Origin of the sequence: Enterobacter sp. 01-M-02-SI-ECC (genome assembly GCF_047530595.1) — a bacterium.
Lineage (GTDB): Bacteria > Pseudomonadota > Gammaproteobacteria > Enterobacterales > Enterobacteriaceae > Enterobacter > Enterobacter cloacae_M.
In genome coordinates, this window is record NZ_JBLKCZ010000008.1 from 61,399 (window position 1) to 75,520 (window position 14,122).

12 protein-coding genes are annotated in these 14,122 nt (G+C 50.9%); 10 read left to right on the forward strand and 2 right to left on the reverse strand.

Features of this window, described 5'->3' with window-relative positions:
* The first annotated feature begins 20 nt into the window (after nucleotides 1-20).
* From cusF to ACMWLG_RS12695, 6 genes are all read left to right on the forward strand, one after another.
* Complete coding sequence (cusF, locus tag ACMWLG_RS12670; protein WP_001246153.1) at nucleotides 21-374, forward strand: cation efflux system protein CusF; 354 nt, start codon at nucleotides 21-23, stop codon at nucleotides 372-374.
* Nucleotides 375-487: 113 nt separating this feature from the next.
* Nucleotides 488-1,780: a Cu(+)/Ag(+) efflux RND transporter periplasmic adaptor subunit SilB gene (gene silB, locus ACMWLG_RS12675; RefSeq protein ID WP_013087116.1), complete on the forward strand. Its 1,293-nt coding sequence runs from the start codon at nucleotides 488-490 to the stop codon at nucleotides 1,778-1,780.
* A 10-nt stretch (nucleotides 1,781-1,790) separates the two neighbouring features.
* Entirely contained in the window at nucleotides 1,791-4,937 is a 3,147-nt protein-coding gene (gene silA, locus ACMWLG_RS12680; RefSeq protein WP_044865875.1) for a Cu(+)/Ag(+) efflux RND transporter permease subunit SilA, read from the forward strand.
* Between the two features lie 86 nt (nucleotides 4,938-5,023).
* Entirely contained in the window at nucleotides 5,024-5,464 is a 441-nt protein-coding gene (locus ACMWLG_RS12685) for a DUF411 domain-containing protein (protein WP_000758228.1), read from the forward strand.
* 126 nt (nucleotides 5,465-5,590) lie between these two features.
* Nucleotides 5,591-8,044: an Ag(+)-translocating P-type ATPase SilP gene (gene silP / locus ACMWLG_RS12690; RefSeq protein ID WP_326999309.1), complete on the forward strand. Its 2,454-nt coding sequence runs from the start codon at nucleotides 5,591-5,593 to the stop codon at nucleotides 8,042-8,044.
* A 40-nt stretch (nucleotides 8,045-8,084) separates the two neighbouring features.
* The gene (locus tag ACMWLG_RS12695; protein WP_000843494.1) at nucleotides 8,085-8,282 is read left to right on the forward strand and encodes a DUF2933 domain-containing protein; all 198 of its coding nucleotides are present in this window, start codon (nucleotides 8,085-8,087) and stop codon (nucleotides 8,280-8,282) included.
* A 33-nt stretch (nucleotides 8,283-8,315) separates the two neighbouring features.
* On the opposite strand, the gene ACMWLG_RS12700 is transcribed toward ACMWLG_RS12695, so the two are convergent.
* Entirely contained in the window at nucleotides 8,316-9,053 is a 738-nt protein-coding gene (locus ACMWLG_RS12700; protein ID WP_044865871.1) for a peptidoglycan DD-metalloendopeptidase family protein, read from the reverse strand.
* A gap of 288 nt (nucleotides 9,054-9,341) precedes the next feature.
* Nucleotides 9,342-9,791, reverse strand: coding sequence for a copper resistance protein (locus tag ACMWLG_RS12705; RefSeq protein WP_001023257.1), 450 nt, complete (start codon nucleotides 9,789-9,791; stop codon nucleotides 9,342-9,344).
* A 234-nt stretch (nucleotides 9,792-10,025) separates the two neighbouring features.
* Here ACMWLG_RS12705 and pcoA point away from each other — a divergent pair, with 234 nt between their 5' ends.
* Genes pcoA through pcoD form a run of 4 tightly spaced genes read left to right on the forward strand, consistent with a single transcriptional unit; the run spans nucleotide 10,026 to nucleotide 14,093 of the window.
* Entirely contained in the window at nucleotides 10,026-11,843 is a 1,818-nt protein-coding gene (pcoA, locus tag ACMWLG_RS12710) for a multicopper oxidase PcoA (RefSeq protein WP_044865869.1), read from the forward strand.
* A gap of 5 nt (nucleotides 11,844-11,848) precedes the next feature.
* Complete coding sequence (pcoB, locus tag ACMWLG_RS12715) at nucleotides 11,849-12,739, forward strand: copper resistance outer membrane transporter PcoB (protein WP_074133539.1); 891 nt, start codon at nucleotides 11,849-11,851, stop codon at nucleotides 12,737-12,739.
* Between the two features lie 39 nt (nucleotides 12,740-12,778).
* Nucleotides 12,779-13,159 (forward strand): copper resistance system metallochaperone PcoC, encoded by a 381-nt coding sequence (gene pcoC, locus ACMWLG_RS12720; protein WP_000025662.1) that lies wholly within the window; start codon nucleotides 12,779-12,781, stop codon nucleotides 13,157-13,159.
* A 55-nt stretch (nucleotides 13,160-13,214) separates the two neighbouring features.
* The gene (gene pcoD / locus ACMWLG_RS12725) at nucleotides 13,215-14,093 is read left to right on the forward strand and encodes a copper resistance inner membrane protein PcoD (protein WP_229692861.1); all 879 of its coding nucleotides are present in this window, start codon (nucleotides 13,215-13,217) and stop codon (nucleotides 14,091-14,093) included.
* Nucleotides 14,094-14,122: the final 29 nt, after the last annotated feature.

Consider the following 14,122-nt stretch of genomic DNA (forward strand, 5'->3'; position numbering starts at 1 on the left):
AATTAATCAGGAAATTAAAAATGCGTAATTCACTTAAAGCCGTTTTATTTGGTGCCTTCTCTGTCATGTTCTCTGCCGGTCTTCATGCTGAAACACATCAGCATGGCGATATGAATGCTGCCAGTGATGCTTCGGTACAGCAGGTTATCAAGGGCACCGGTGTCGTTAAAGACATTGATATGAATAGTAAAAAAATCACCATTTCGCACGAAGCAATCCCTGCGGTGGGCTGGCCTGCAATGACCATGCGCTTCACTTTTGTTAATGCAGACGACGCTATCAATGCCCTGAAAACCGGCAACCATGTCGATTTCTCGTTTATTCAGCAGGGCAATATCTCCTTACTCAAAAGCATTAACGTGACGCAATCCTGATTAACAGTCCGGAGCGAATACATCCAGTGCGCCTGAACATTCATTAAGGGATTACTGTGAATGAATGATCGGGCGCATATGCCAGGTGTTTTGATTTTTCAGCGAGAAATTGTATGGCTTCTTTAAAGATAAAATATGCTGCAATAATTATCAGCAGCCTCATAGCAGGAGGGCTGATATCGGTTACTGCCTGGCAGTATGTAAACTCATCACAAAAAACAGTACAAACAGAACAAAAGGCACCGGAGAAAAAGGTACTTTTCTGGTATGACCCGATGAAACCGGATACCAAATTTGATAAACCCGGAAAATCGCCCTTTATGGATATGGACCTGGTGCCAAAATATGCTGATGAAAGTGGCGATAAAAGCAGTGGCGGGATCCGTATCGACCCAACCCAGGTTCAGAATCTGGGATTAAAAACGCAAAAAGTCACGCGAGGAATGCTGAATTATTCTCAGACAATCCCGGCTAATGTCAGTTACAACGAGTATCAGTTTGTCATTGTGCAGGCGCGTTCTGACGGTTTCGTCGAAAAAGTGTATCCCCTGACGATTGGCGATCATGTGAAGAAAGGCACGCCGCTTATCGATATCACCATTCCTGAATGGGTTGAGGCACAAAGTGAGTTCCTGCTGTTATCCGGTACAGGCGGTACGCCAACCCAGATAAAAGGGGTTCTGGAGCGACTTCGTCTGGCTGGTATGCCGGAAGAGGATATTCAAAGGCTGCGTACAACCCGCACCATCCAGACCCGTTTTACCATTAAAGCACCTATTGATGGCGTCATTACTGCATTTGACCTGCGCACCGGCATGAATATTTCGAAAGATAAGGTGGTGGCTCAGATTCAGGGAATGGACCCGGTCTGGATCAGCGCTGCAGTGCCAGAATCTATCGCCTATCTGCTGAAAGATACGTCGCAGTTTGAAATTTCGGTACCGGCTTATCCGGATAAAACATTCCATGTCGAAAAATGGAACATTCTTCCCAGCGTGGATCAGACAACCCGTACGCTTCAGGTCCGTCTCCAGGTTTCTAATAAGGATGAGTTTCTCAAGCCGGGCATGAATGCCTATCTGAAACTGAATACCAGGAGCCAGGAGATGCTGCTGATACCAAGCCAGGCCGTTATCGATACCGGCAAAGAACAGCGCGTGATTACTGTTGATGATGAAGGCAAGTTTGTGCCGAAACAGATCCACGTTCTGCATGAGTCACAGCAACAGTCCGGCATCGGCTCCGGCCTGAATGAAGGCGATACCGTGGTGGTCAGTGGCCTGTTCCTCATTGACTCTGAAGCCAATATTACGGGCGCACTGGAACGTATGCGCCACCCTGAAAAAACAGAAAGCAGTATGCCAGCAATGTCTGACCAGCCTGTAAATATGCATTCAGGGCACTGAGGAGACGACGATGATTGAATGGATTATCCGGCGCTCTGTCGCCAACCGTTTCCTGGTCATGATGGGGGCCCTGTTTCTCAGCATCTGGGGCACATGGACGATTATTAACACGCCTGTCGATGCCTTGCCTGACCTGTCAGATGTGCAGGTCATTATCAAAACCAGCTATCCCGGCCAGGCCCCGCAGATTGTAGAAAACCAGGTCACCTATCCACTTACCACCACCATGCTGTCCGTGCCTGGCGCAAAAACCGTGCGTGGTTTTTCACAGTTCGGTGATTCGTATGTGTATGTCATTTTTGAAGACGGCACCGATCTGTACTGGGCCCGTTCCCGCGTGCTGGAGTACCTGAACCAGGTACAGGGAAAACTGCCCGCCGGTGTGAGTTCTGAAATCGGTCCGGACGCCACGGGGGTGGGCTGGATATTTGAATATGCCCTTGTCGATCGCAGCGGAAAACACGACCTTTCAGAACTGCGTTCTCTGCAGGACTGGTTCCTGAAATTTGAGCTGAAGACCATCCCGAACGTGGCTGAGGTCGCTTCGGTTGGCGGCGTGGTGAAACAGTACCAGATTCAGGTCAATCCGGTAAAACTGTCTCAGTATGGTATCAGCCTGCCCGAAGTGAAACAGGCCCTTGAATCGTCTAACCAGGAGGCCGGTGGCTCATCCGTTGAAATGGCCGAAGCTGAGTATATGGTCCGTGCCAGCGGTTATCTTCAGAGCATTGATGATTTTAATAACATCGTCCTGAAAACAGGCGAGAACGGCGTGCCGGTTTATCTGCGGGATGTTGCCCGCGTGCAGACCGGGCCTGAAATGCGGCGTGGTATTGCCGAGCTGAACGGCCAGGGCGAAGTCGCTGGCGGCGTGGTGATCCTGCGGTCGGGTAAAAATGCACGCGACGTTATCACGGCAGTGAGGGATAAACTTGAGACGCTGAAGGCCAGCCTGCCGGAAGGCGTTGAAATCGTGACCACCTACGATCGCAGCCAGCTCATCGACCGGGCGATTGATAACCTCAGTTCCAAACTTCTGGAAGAGTTTATCGTGGTGGCCATCGTCTGTGCCCTGTTCCTGTGGCACGTACGTTCTGCCCTGGTGGCGATTATCTCTCTGCCGCTTGGTCTGTGTATCGCCTTTATCGTCATGCACTTCCAGGGACTGAACGCCAATATCATGTCGCTGGGAGGGATAGCGATTGCCGTCGGTGCGATGGTGGATGCCGCCATTGTGATGATTGAGAATGCGCATAAGCGGCTTGAGGAGTGGGATCATCAGCATCCGGGTGAGCAGATTGACAACGCCACCCGCTGGAAGGTGATTACCGATGCCTCCGTTGAAGTGGGACCCGCACTGTTTATCAGCCTGCTGATCATCACCCTGTCCTTTATTCCTATCTTTACCCTGGAAGGTCAGGAAGGACGCCTGTTTGGCCCGCTGGCATTCACGAAAACGTACTCCATGGCGGGCGCGGCCGCGCTGGCCATCATCGTCATTCCGATTCTGATGGGATTCTGGATCCGGGGGAAAATTCCTGCAGAGACCAGTAACCCCCTGAACCGGGTACTGATCAAAGCGTATCATCCATTGCTGTTGCGGGTTCTCCACTGGCCAAAAACAACCCTGCTGGTTGCGGCCTTGTCCATTTTCACCGTTATCTGGCCGCTGAGCCAGGTGGGCGGTGAGTTTCTGCCGAAGATTAACGAGGGCGACCTGTTGTATATGCCGTCGACCCTGCCGGGTGTCTCTCCGGCTGAAGCTGCAGCGCTCCTGCAGACGACGGACAAGTTAATCAAAAGCGTTCCTGAAGTGGCCTCTGTATTTGGCAAGACCGGTAAAGCAGAGACCGCCACGGATTCCGCACCGCTCGAAATGGTTGAAACCACGATCCAGCTCAAACCTGAGGATCAGTGGCGTCCAGGCATGACGATTGACAAGATTATTGAAGAACTCGACAGGACCGTCCGTTTACCGGGGCTGGCAAACCTCTGGGTGCCGCCAATCCGTAACCGTATTGATATGCTCTCAACCGGGATCAAAAGCCCGATAGGTATCAAAGTGTCCGGGACTGTTCTGTCGGATATCGACGCGACGGCGCAGAGTATCGAGGCGGTAACCAAAACGGTACCGGGTGTGGTGTCTGTCCTGGCTGAGCGACTGGAAGGTGGACGTTACATTGATGTGGACATTAACCGGGAAAAAGCTTCCCGGTACGGGATGACAGTAGGTGATGTCCAGCTGTTCGTCTCATCAGCCATCGGCGGTGCGACGGTAGGGGAAACGGTGGAAGGCGTGGCCCGGTACCCTATTAACATTCGTTACCCACAGGATTACCGCAACAGTCCGCAGGCGCTGAAACAGATGCCGATCCTGACCCCGATGAAGCAGCAGATCACACTGGGCGATGTTGCCGATATTAAAGTCGTTTCCGGACCAACCATGCTGAAAACCGAAAATGCCCGGCCAGCCAGCTGGATTTATGTTGATGCCCGCGGCAGGGACATGGTGTCAGTGGTTAACGATATTAAGACGGTCATCAGCGAGAAAGTGAAACTGAGACCGGGGACCAGTGTGGCATTCTCAGGACAGTTTGAATTACTCGAGCACGCCAACAAGAAATTAAAACTGATGGTACCGATGACGGTGATGATCATTTTCATCCTGTTATATCTGGCATTTCGCCGTGTTGACGAAGCCCTGCTGATTCTGATGAGTCTGCCGTTTGCGTTGATTGGCGGGATATGGTTCCTGTACTGGCAGGGCTTCCATATGTCTGTGGCGACCGGAACCGGATTTATCGCCCTGGCCGGGGTGGCAGCAGAGTTTGGCGTGGTCATGCTGATGTATCTGCGTCATGCCATTGAAGCGCACCCGGAATTGTCCCGTAAAGAGACGTTCACACCGGAAGGCCTTGATGAAGCCCTCTATCATGGTGCCGTACTGCGTGTCCGGCCGAAAGCCATGACCGTGGCGGTGATCATTGCGGGTCTGCTGCCAATACTCTGGGGAACCGGTGCAGGTTCAGAAGTCATGAGCCGTATCGCGGCACCCATGATTGGTGGGATGATCACGGCTCCGCTGCTGTCCCTGTTCATTATTCCTGCCGCCTACAAATTAATCTGGCTGCGCAGACATAAAAAAAGCGTGTCCTGAACCTGAAAGGGCACCCCCTGTGGGTGTCCTTCTTTACTGATTCACCCTGACGTCAGGGTTTAAATCGATAATATACAGAGGTGAGTATGAAAAAAGTGGTTCTGATGGCGCTGGCTCTCGGCCTTTCACTGCCCGCGATGGCGAGTGAAAAAGTGATTGATATGTACAAATCTGAAAACTGTGGCTGTTGTTCCCTGTGGGGCAAAGCGATGGAAAAAGACGGGTTTGAAGTACGAACTCACGTCATGAATGATCAGGCGCTGTCAGCCCTGAAAGAAAAGCATGCTATTCCTGCAGGACTGCGAAGTTGTCATACCGCGGTTGCCGGTAATTTGATCATTGAAGGCCATGTGCCTGCGACAACGATACATAAGGCAATGCAGTCTGGTTCAGGTATATACGGTCTCGCCACCCCCGGTATGCCAGCAGGAAGTCCTGGAATGGAGATGGGAGCCCGAAAAGAGGCTTACGATGTTATCGCATTCTCACCGGATGGAAGTAAAAAAGTCTTCCAGCGAATCGAATAGTCAGCGGAACGGCTGATAACGGGACGCCGGCAGCAGGCACTCTTATGCCGGCGGCATTCGTGGTAATCGCATCCATGACATACCCTGAAGACAGAAGATGCTTCGGTATGCATAAGGAGAGTTACTGTGAAAAATGACAATGCAGTGCAACACAACAACCAGACTGCTTCTGAGCAGACATTATCCCCGGACGAGAGCCACGTATTGCATAAGGTGAGAGATCCCGTGTGCGGGATGGCCATCCTGCCCGACAGGGCGCACAGCAGCATTCGATACCAGGACCATCAACTTTATTTCTGCTCCGCCAGCTGTGAGAGTAAATTTAAAGCCCATCCCGATCGTTATCTTACCGAAGATGCCAGTGAACATTCCCATCACCATCACCATCACCACGATCATCACGAAGTCAGCCCTGATCAGATAAAACAGCCTCACCACCAGGCGGAGAAAGAGAATTCTGAAGGTGTGTGGACATGTCCGATGCACCCGGAGATACGCCGCAGTGGTCCCGGAAGCTGTCCTGTCTGTGGAATGGCACTGGAGCCGCTCGTAGCTACGGCATCCACGGGGCCAAGTGATGAACTTCGCGACATGACAAGACGCTTCTGGCTGGGGTTGTTGCTGGCGTTTCCGGTTCTGGTACTCGAAATGGGATCTCATCTGTTTCCCGCCTTGAGGAATACAGTACCGCCACAGTACAACACATGGCTGCAGCTGCTTCTGGCCTCTCCTGTCGTGTTGTGGTGTGGCTGGCCATTCTTCGCCCGGGCCGGAATGTCGTTACGTAACCGCTCCCTGAATATGTTTACCCTTGTTGCAATGGGCACCGGCGTAGCCTGGGTGTACAGCGTCATTGCAACCGTCTTCCCCTCCTGGTTTCCTGCATCGTTCAGAAACATGGATGGCCTGGTGGCCGTTTATTTTGAAGCCGCAGCAGTTATTACGGTGCTTGTTCTGCTGGGACAGGTTCTTGAGCTGCGGGCACGGGAACAAACCTCAGGTGCCATTACTGCACTACTGAATCTTGCCCCCAAAACCGCCAGGCGGCTGGATCATGACGGTCATGAAACGGATATTAATGCGGAAGATGTTCTGCCTGGCGATAAGCTCCGCATCAGACCTGGAGAGAGTATTCCGGTCGACGGTATTGTGATCGAAGGCAAAACAACCGTTGATGAATCGATGGTGACCGGGGAATCTATGCCGGTTACCAAAACGGAGGGTGACCCTGTCATCGGGGGGACCATTAATCAGACAGGGAGTCTCATCATCCGTGCAGAGAAAGTCGGTGATGAAACAATGCTCTCACGAATTGTTCAGATGGTCGCTGATGCACAGCGTTCGCGTGCCCCCATCCAGAGAATGGCTGACAGCGTTTCAGGCTGGTTTGTTCCTCTGGTGATACTTATCGCGGTTGTTGCTTTCGTGATCTGGTCTGTCTGGGGGCCCGAGCCCAGGATGGCGCACGGTCTCATTGCGGCTGTGTCGGTCCTGATTATTGCCTGTCCCTGCGCGCTGGGGCTGGCCACGCCGATGTCGATAATGGTGGGGGTGGGCAAAGGAGCCCAGGCCGGGGTGTTAATCAGGAATGCCGAAGCCCTTGAGCGTCTTGAAAAAGTGGACACGCTGGTTGTCGACAAAACAGGCACGCTCACGGAAGGTTCGCCTACGGTGACAGGGATTATCAGTCTCAATCCGGGTGGGGAAACATCTCTTTTGCGTGTAACAGCCGCAGTGGAAAAAGGCTCGCAGCATCCGCTGGGTATGGCAGTAGTTAAAGCAGCACAGGAAAAGGGGATCGCAATACCCGCAGTCACTCATTTCGATGCACCGTCGGGTAAAGGTGTCTCAGGCGATGTCGAAGGTCAACGGGTTGTTATTGGTAATGAACTGGCTATGCAGGAAAACAGTATCGTTATTGATAATCAAAAGGCCGTTGCGGATACGTTGCGGATGGAAGGCGCTACCGTTATCTATGTGGCCACAGACGGGGACCTTGCAGGCCTGATAGCTATCTCGGATCCCGTGAAAACAACCACGCCGGATGCGCTTAAAGCTTTGCGTCAGGCGGGGATCCGCATTGTTATGCTCACCGGGGATAACCAGCTTACTGCTGAAGCAGTCGCACGGAAACTGGGAATAGATGAGGTTGAAGCCGGAATTCTGCCGGATGGCAAAAAAGCAGTGATAACCCGACTGAAAGCGTCTGGCCATGTGGTTGCGATGGCCGGAGACGGTGTGAATGATGCCCCGGCGCTGGCAGCGGCTGACGTGGGTATAGCCATGGGAACGGGTACAGATGTGGCAATTGAAAGTGCCGGAGTCACCCTTCTCAAAGGCGACTTGATGATACTGAACAGGGCCCGTCATCTGTCAGAGATCACCATGAAAAATATCCGTCAGAATCTGTTTTTTGCATTTATCTACAACGCACTTGGCGTGCCTGTGGCTGCAGGTCTGCTTTATCCTGTGTATGGAATACTGCTGTCGCCAGTTATTGCGGCGGCGGCCATGGCTCTTTCCTCCGTCAGCGTCATTGTGAATGCGTTGCGTCTGAAAAGTGTCAGGCTCGGGAAATAACACTGAGTGAAGGGTCAGTTACGAACAGAAGGAGTCCAGTATGAAAAGTACCACCTATGCGCTTATTGCTGTCGCCGCGATCGCGGCATTTGCTCTCCTGCGCGAACACTGGTCACATGTGGCAGGTTACTGGCCATATCTGTTATTGCTGGTCTGCCCGCTAATGCATCTTTTCCACGGCCACGGAGGGCATGGAGATCATCAACATCACGGAAGTGAAAACGATAAAAAAAATTAATCCGGCAGACGGGGCCGCGTCGCGGTCCCGTTATCAGTCCAGGTATCGTTCGTAGTCTCTGGCATGCGCAAAGGCATGCTGTTCGAGTTTGTTATCAGCGGGTGCCGCTGCCCGGAACGCCAGAGAGTTAACAGAGTTGTTATTGATGACCAGCTCGTAATGCAGATGAGGACCGGATGAACGTCCGCTGTTACCGGATAACGCAATAGCACCTCCCCGTGTAACCCTGGCCCCTTTAGTAACGAGTATTTTATTGAGGTGGAGATAGCGAGTTTTAACACCGGCTTTTCCCGTTACTTCAACAAAATATCCCATGGTACTGTTGTATTCGGCCCGGGTGATTTTTCCGTCGATGACGCTGACTATTTTCGTGTTCATGGGCATGGAATAATCAATGCCATTATGGGGACTCACTTTTCCCGATACCGGGTTAAGTCTTGCAGGATTGAAAGGCGAACTGAGTCTTGCTGTGGCCGGTAACGGATAATCGAGACTGCCTTTCCCGGAAGTATCGGAAAGGTTATAGAACTTTTTATCTGATATACGATACGCCGTGTAATTAAATGAACCGGACGTAAATTTATAGGCCACGACACGTGATTTTCCCGCTTTCTTTTGCAGTACGAGTTTTAATGATTCATTTTTTTTCAAATGCCGCAGATTAAACCGGGAAGGCAAGGAGCGCTGAAGAGTAGCGATCTCGTTCGATTCCAGCCCCGAGCGGGTGGCTGAAAGGTAGGCATTTTCTTTTACGACATCGGTAGAATACATTTACTGGAATTCGCCGTTAGCATGAACACTGCGGCGTATGCTAGGGGTTTTCAGGAGGCGTGTCATCTGTCAGTTAATCGGGAGCACCGTTGATGGTCGTCATTTTTGTAACATATCTTGTTTCCCGTTTGCTCCTGAAGCTCTGGGAACTGTATGACCAGCCCGACGGTGATGATTAACGGGACTGAAACAGGTTACGGCAGAGCAATATGGGGCTCATGTCCTGCTACGTAACCCGTCAGTAAAGCCCTGCTGCGCACCTGACGCTAAGCACTAACCCGCCTGCAGTTACCTGGTCGAATACAGCCCGCGAAGCTTTCTTGCCTGCGTCTGATGTGCTTCCGCACCGGCATTATTGACCTGCTCATGCACGAGAGCGGCTTTTTCTCCGGCATTCAGTTCGTTAAAAGAAGAAGACGAGGTCTTTGAATTTGCATCACTGCCGGACAGCATTTTTTTATGTTCCTCAATCATTTTCTGATGCGCATAGGACGCGCTGTTGTTCATAAATGAATGAGCAACAATGGCCCTTTCATGTTCATTCATTTCAGAGAATGAGGGCGTGTTGTTTTTATTAACCCTGTCCGGTAAGTTTTCATGCGTCGAGGAATTCACATGACTGACGGCTGAGGCATTATTAACAAATCGATGTGCTTCATGGGCAATATCACTGGACTGAGCAAAAGCTGCCCCACAAAATAAAGCTGTAAACGCAGTGGTCGTGATTAATATATTCATGTGTAATTACCTTCTGAGGTACATAAAAGATGTCCTTATGATCATATATAAAAATAATCAACCTGTGGGGAAGATGACGTAAATGTAATACAGCTATGTACATTACACGATTGTAATGAATTTGTTTCTTAAGGTGTGCTAGCTTCATTTCATTGTAAGTGGATGAACCAGTAATTTAATTTAAATCGGTTCTCGAATTCTGTCAGTAACCATACTTTAAATAAGGGAATGCGCATGCTGTTGAAAACGTCTCGACGAACTTTCCTGAAGGGGTTAACCCTCTCTGGCGTAGCCGGAAGTCTTGGCGTATGGAGTTTCAATGCGCGTTCCAGTCTGAGCCTGCCAGTTGCCGCATCCCTGCAGGGTACTCAGTTTGACCTGACCATTGGTGAAACGGCCGTCAATATCACGGGCAGTGAGCGTCAGGCCAAAACAATCAATGGAGGCCTGCCGGGGCCCGTTCTTCGCTGGAAAGAAGGTGACACCATTACCCTGAAGGTCAAAAACCGTCTTAATGAACAGACGTCCATTCACTGGCACGGCATTATTCTTCCGGCCAATATGGATGGTGTTCCGGGGCTGAGTTTTATGGGCATAGAGCCTGATGATACCTACGTTTACACCTTTAAGGTTAAGCAGAACGGGACTTACTGGTACCACAGCCATTCCGGTCTGCAGGAACAGGAGGGGGTATACGGTGCCATTATCATCGATGCCAGGGAGCCAGAACCGTTTGCTTACGATCGTGAGCATGTGGTCATGTTGTCTGACTGGACCGATGAAAATCCTCACAGCCTGCTGAAAAAATTAAAAAAACAGTCGGATTACTACAATTTCAATAAACCAACCGTTGGCTCTTTTTTCCGCGACGTGAATACCAGGGGGCTGTCAGCCACCATTGCCGATCGGAAAATGTGGGCTGAAATGAAAATGAATCCGACTGACCTCGCGGATGTCAGTGGCTACACCTACACCTATCTCATGAACGGGCAGGCCCCGCTGAAAAACTGGACCGGACTGTTCCGTCCCGGTGAAAAGATACGCTTACGGTTTATCAACGGCTCGGCAATGACCTATTTCGATATCCGTATCCCCGGGCTGAAAATGACGGTCGTGGCTGCAGATGGCCAGTATGTAAACCCGGTTACCGTTGACGAATTCAGGATTGCCGTTGCCGAAACCTATGATGTCATTGTGGAGCCTCAGGGTGAGGCCTATACCATCTTCGCACAATCCATGGACAGGACCGGTTACGCTCGAGGGACACTGGCCACGAGAGAGGGGTTAAGTGCTGCCGTTCCCCCCCTCGATCCCCGTCCTCTGTTGACCATGGAAGATATGGGTATGGGGGGAATGGGACATGATATGGCAGGAATGGACCACAGCCAGATGGGAGGCATGGATAACAGCGGAGAGATGATGTCTATGGACGGTGCTGACCTTCCGGATAGCGGGACATCCTCCGCGCCCATGGATCACAGCAGCATGGCCGGTATGGATCATTCCCAGATGGCCGGAATGCCGGGTATGCAAAGTCATCCTGCGTCAGAAACGGATAACCCACTGGTTGATATGCAGGCGATGAGCGTCTCTCCGAAATTAAATGATCCGGGTATTGGTCTTCGAAATAACGGAAGAAAGGTTCTCACGTACGCGGATTTGAAAAGCCGCTTTGAGGATCCTGACGGACGTGAACCTGGCCGTACCATAGAACTGCATTTAACCGGCCACATGGAAAAGTTTGCCTGGTCATTTAACGGAATCAAGTTTTCAGATGCCGCACCGGTGCTGCTGAAATACGGTGAGCGGCTCAGGATCACGCTGATCAACGATACCATGATGACTCACCCCATTCACCTGCATGGTATGTGGAGCGATCTGGAAGATGAAAACGGTAATTTCATGGTTCGTAAACACACAATAGATGTTCCCCCTGGTACAAAACGCAGTTACAGAGTGACAGCAGATGCGCTTGGCCGCTGGGCGTATCACTGCCATTTGCTCTATCACATGGAAATGGGAATGTTTCGTGAAGTCCGGGTGGAGGAATGATGCGAATGAAGAGAAATTTGAAGGCCATACCTGTTCTGGTCGCCGGTTTGTTTACCTCACCGCTTTCTATTGCGGCGGGCTCCGTCTCTGCAGATCCCCACGCCGGGCACGACATGTCTGCCATGCAGATGCCAGCAGATGAGAATTTCACTGAGATGACGTCAATGGAGCCCATTGTAACTGAGAGCAGAACGCCAATTCCGCCTGTTACCGATGCCGACCGGAAGGCTGCATTCGGCAATTTACAGGGGCATGCGATTCACGACAGTGCGATTAATTATCTGGTTCTGCTGGATCAACTGGAATGGCAACGGTCGGATAACACCAACAATTTCAGCTGGAGTGTTAACAGCTGGATTGGAGGCGACACAGATCGGATTTGGCTAAAGAGTGAAGGTGAACGAAGCAATGGGGAAACGGAGGCGGCTGAAGCGCAGTTACTCTGGGGACATGCGGTTGGCCCATGGTGGGATTTGGTTGCGGGTGTCAGGCAGGATTTCAGACCTGCTTCTGCCCGGACCTGGGCTGCTGTCGGTTTTCAGGGGCTGGCACTCTATAATTTTGAGTCTGAAATTACGGGTTTTGTCAGTAATGGCGGAAAAGCAGCCCTTCGTCTGGGAGGAGAATACGACGTTTTACTGACTAACCGGCTCATACTCCAGCCATCCTATGAGGTGAATTTCTACAGTCAGGATGATGAATCGCGGGGTCGCGGCAGGGGACTGACTGACACAGAGCTGGGGCTCCGGCTGCGCTATGAAATACGCCGTGAGTTTGCACCCTATATAGGCGTTTCCTGGAATCAACTTTACGGGAAAACATCCGATATGGCGAAAAGAGAAGGTGAGAAAGACCATCAGGTAGTATTCCTGGCGGGAGCCAGAATCTGGTTTTAACGCACTGATATAAAACACTCAACTAAACAGGTAAATAAAATGTCGATTTTAAATAAAGCCATTCTTACAGGTGGCCTCGTTATGGGCGTTGCTTTCTCTGCTATGGCCCATCCGGAATTAAAAAGCTCTGTGCCACAGGCTGATTCAGCCGTAGCGGCCCCGGAAAAGATTCAGCTTAATTTCTCGGAAAATCTGACCGTGAAATTCTCAGGTGCAAAATTAACGATGACGGGTATGAAAGGCATGTCATCACATTCTCCGATGCCGGTCGCGGCAAAAGTGGCGCCAGGCGCTGACCCTAAATCGATGGTCATTATTCCGCGAGAGCCTTTACCCGCTGGCACTTATCGTGTTGACTGGCGCGCGGTTTCTTCAGATACGCACCCTATTACCGGTAATTACACCTTTACAGTGAAGTAATATTATGAACGACCTGATTATGATTGTTATTCGTTTTCTTATTTATCTGGATTTGATGGTAATATTTGGATTGCCATTTTTTCAGATATATGGAATAAGCGGTGTCAGACATGAAACCTATAACCTGACTAATTTCAGGTCGTTTATAACCTTTGCTGTTGTTACAGGCATCATTCTTACTGGCATTAATATGCTCCTGGTATCTAATGCCATGAGTGGAGTAACTGACCTCAGAGAATTATCCATCCATGTTATCGAGATGGTGATAGAAGAAACTGATGTGGGTATTAGCTGGATTGTCAGGCTCTGTGCCCTGTTTACCACACTCGGTGCTTTGTTCCTTTACACTAATAAGAGAGTATTGTCCTGCCTGCTGATGACGATGAGTGGGGGCGTGGCGCTGGCTACACTTGCCTGGGGAGGACACGCCGTTATGCATGACGGTCTGCATTACTATCTCCATTTACTGAGCGATCTGACCCATCTCGGTGCTGCAGGTGCCTGGACAGGTGCTCTGGTTGCATTTGCTATCCTGCTGATGCGCAGAAACGAGCATAATGCACAGAGCGTCATTGTGATATCTGACTCCCTGGCAAAATTTGCCACGGCAGGAACGGTGATTGTTGTAGCCCTGATCCTGAGTGCGCTGGTCAACTATCTGTATATTGCTGAGGGTAACTTAACTCCCTTATTCAACAGTTCCTGGGGGAGGATATTGCTTGCCAAGACGGCTCTGTTTGTTCTGATGCTTCTTCTGGCTGCAGCAAACCGGTTTCACCTGGGTCCCCGGCTTGAAGTTATGGTCAGGGAAGGGAATTATGATCGCAGCGTTGCCCTGATGCGAAACAGCATCCTGACAGAATTCGTTGTTGCGATTATCATTCTGGGCGCCGTAGCGTGGCTCGGAATGCTTGCTCCGTCTCAGGTCAGCTAGGGGACAGCCAAAGCTCATGCGTGAGATTT

Coding starts and splice junctions, on each gene's coding strand:
- pcoB (WP_074133539.1), top strand. CDS start 11,849: ATGAAGAGAAATTTGAAGGCCATACCTGTTCTGGTCGCCGGTTTGTTT.
- ACMWLG_RS12695 (WP_000843494.1), top strand. CDS start 8,085: ATGAAAAGTACCACCTATGCGCTTATTGCTGTCGCCGCGATCGCGGCA.
- silA (WP_044865875.1), top strand. CDS start 1,791: ATGATTGAATGGATTATCCGGCGCTCTGTCGCCAACCGTTTCCTGGTC.
- ACMWLG_RS12705 (WP_001023257.1), bottom strand. CDS start 9,791: ATGAATATATTAATCACGACCACTGCGTTTACAGCTTTATTTTGTGGG.
- ACMWLG_RS12685 (WP_000758228.1), top strand. CDS start 5,024: ATGAAAAAAGTGGTTCTGATGGCGCTGGCTCTCGGCCTTTCACTGCCC.
- pcoD (WP_229692861.1), top strand. CDS start 13,215: ATGGTAATATTTGGATTGCCATTTTTTCAGATATATGGAATAAGCGGT.
- pcoC (WP_000025662.1), top strand. CDS start 12,779: ATGTCGATTTTAAATAAAGCCATTCTTACAGGTGGCCTCGTTATGGGC.
- ACMWLG_RS12700 (WP_044865871.1), bottom strand. CDS start 9,053: ATGTATTCTACCGATGTCGTAAAAGAAAATGCCTACCTTTCAGCCACC.
- cusF (WP_001246153.1), top strand. CDS start 21: ATGCGTAATTCACTTAAAGCCGTTTTATTTGGTGCCTTCTCTGTCATG.
- pcoA (WP_044865869.1), top strand. CDS start 10,026: ATGCTGTTGAAAACGTCTCGACGAACTTTCCTGAAGGGGTTAACCCTC.
- silB (WP_013087116.1), top strand. CDS start 488: ATGGCTTCTTTAAAGATAAAATATGCTGCAATAATTATCAGCAGCCTC.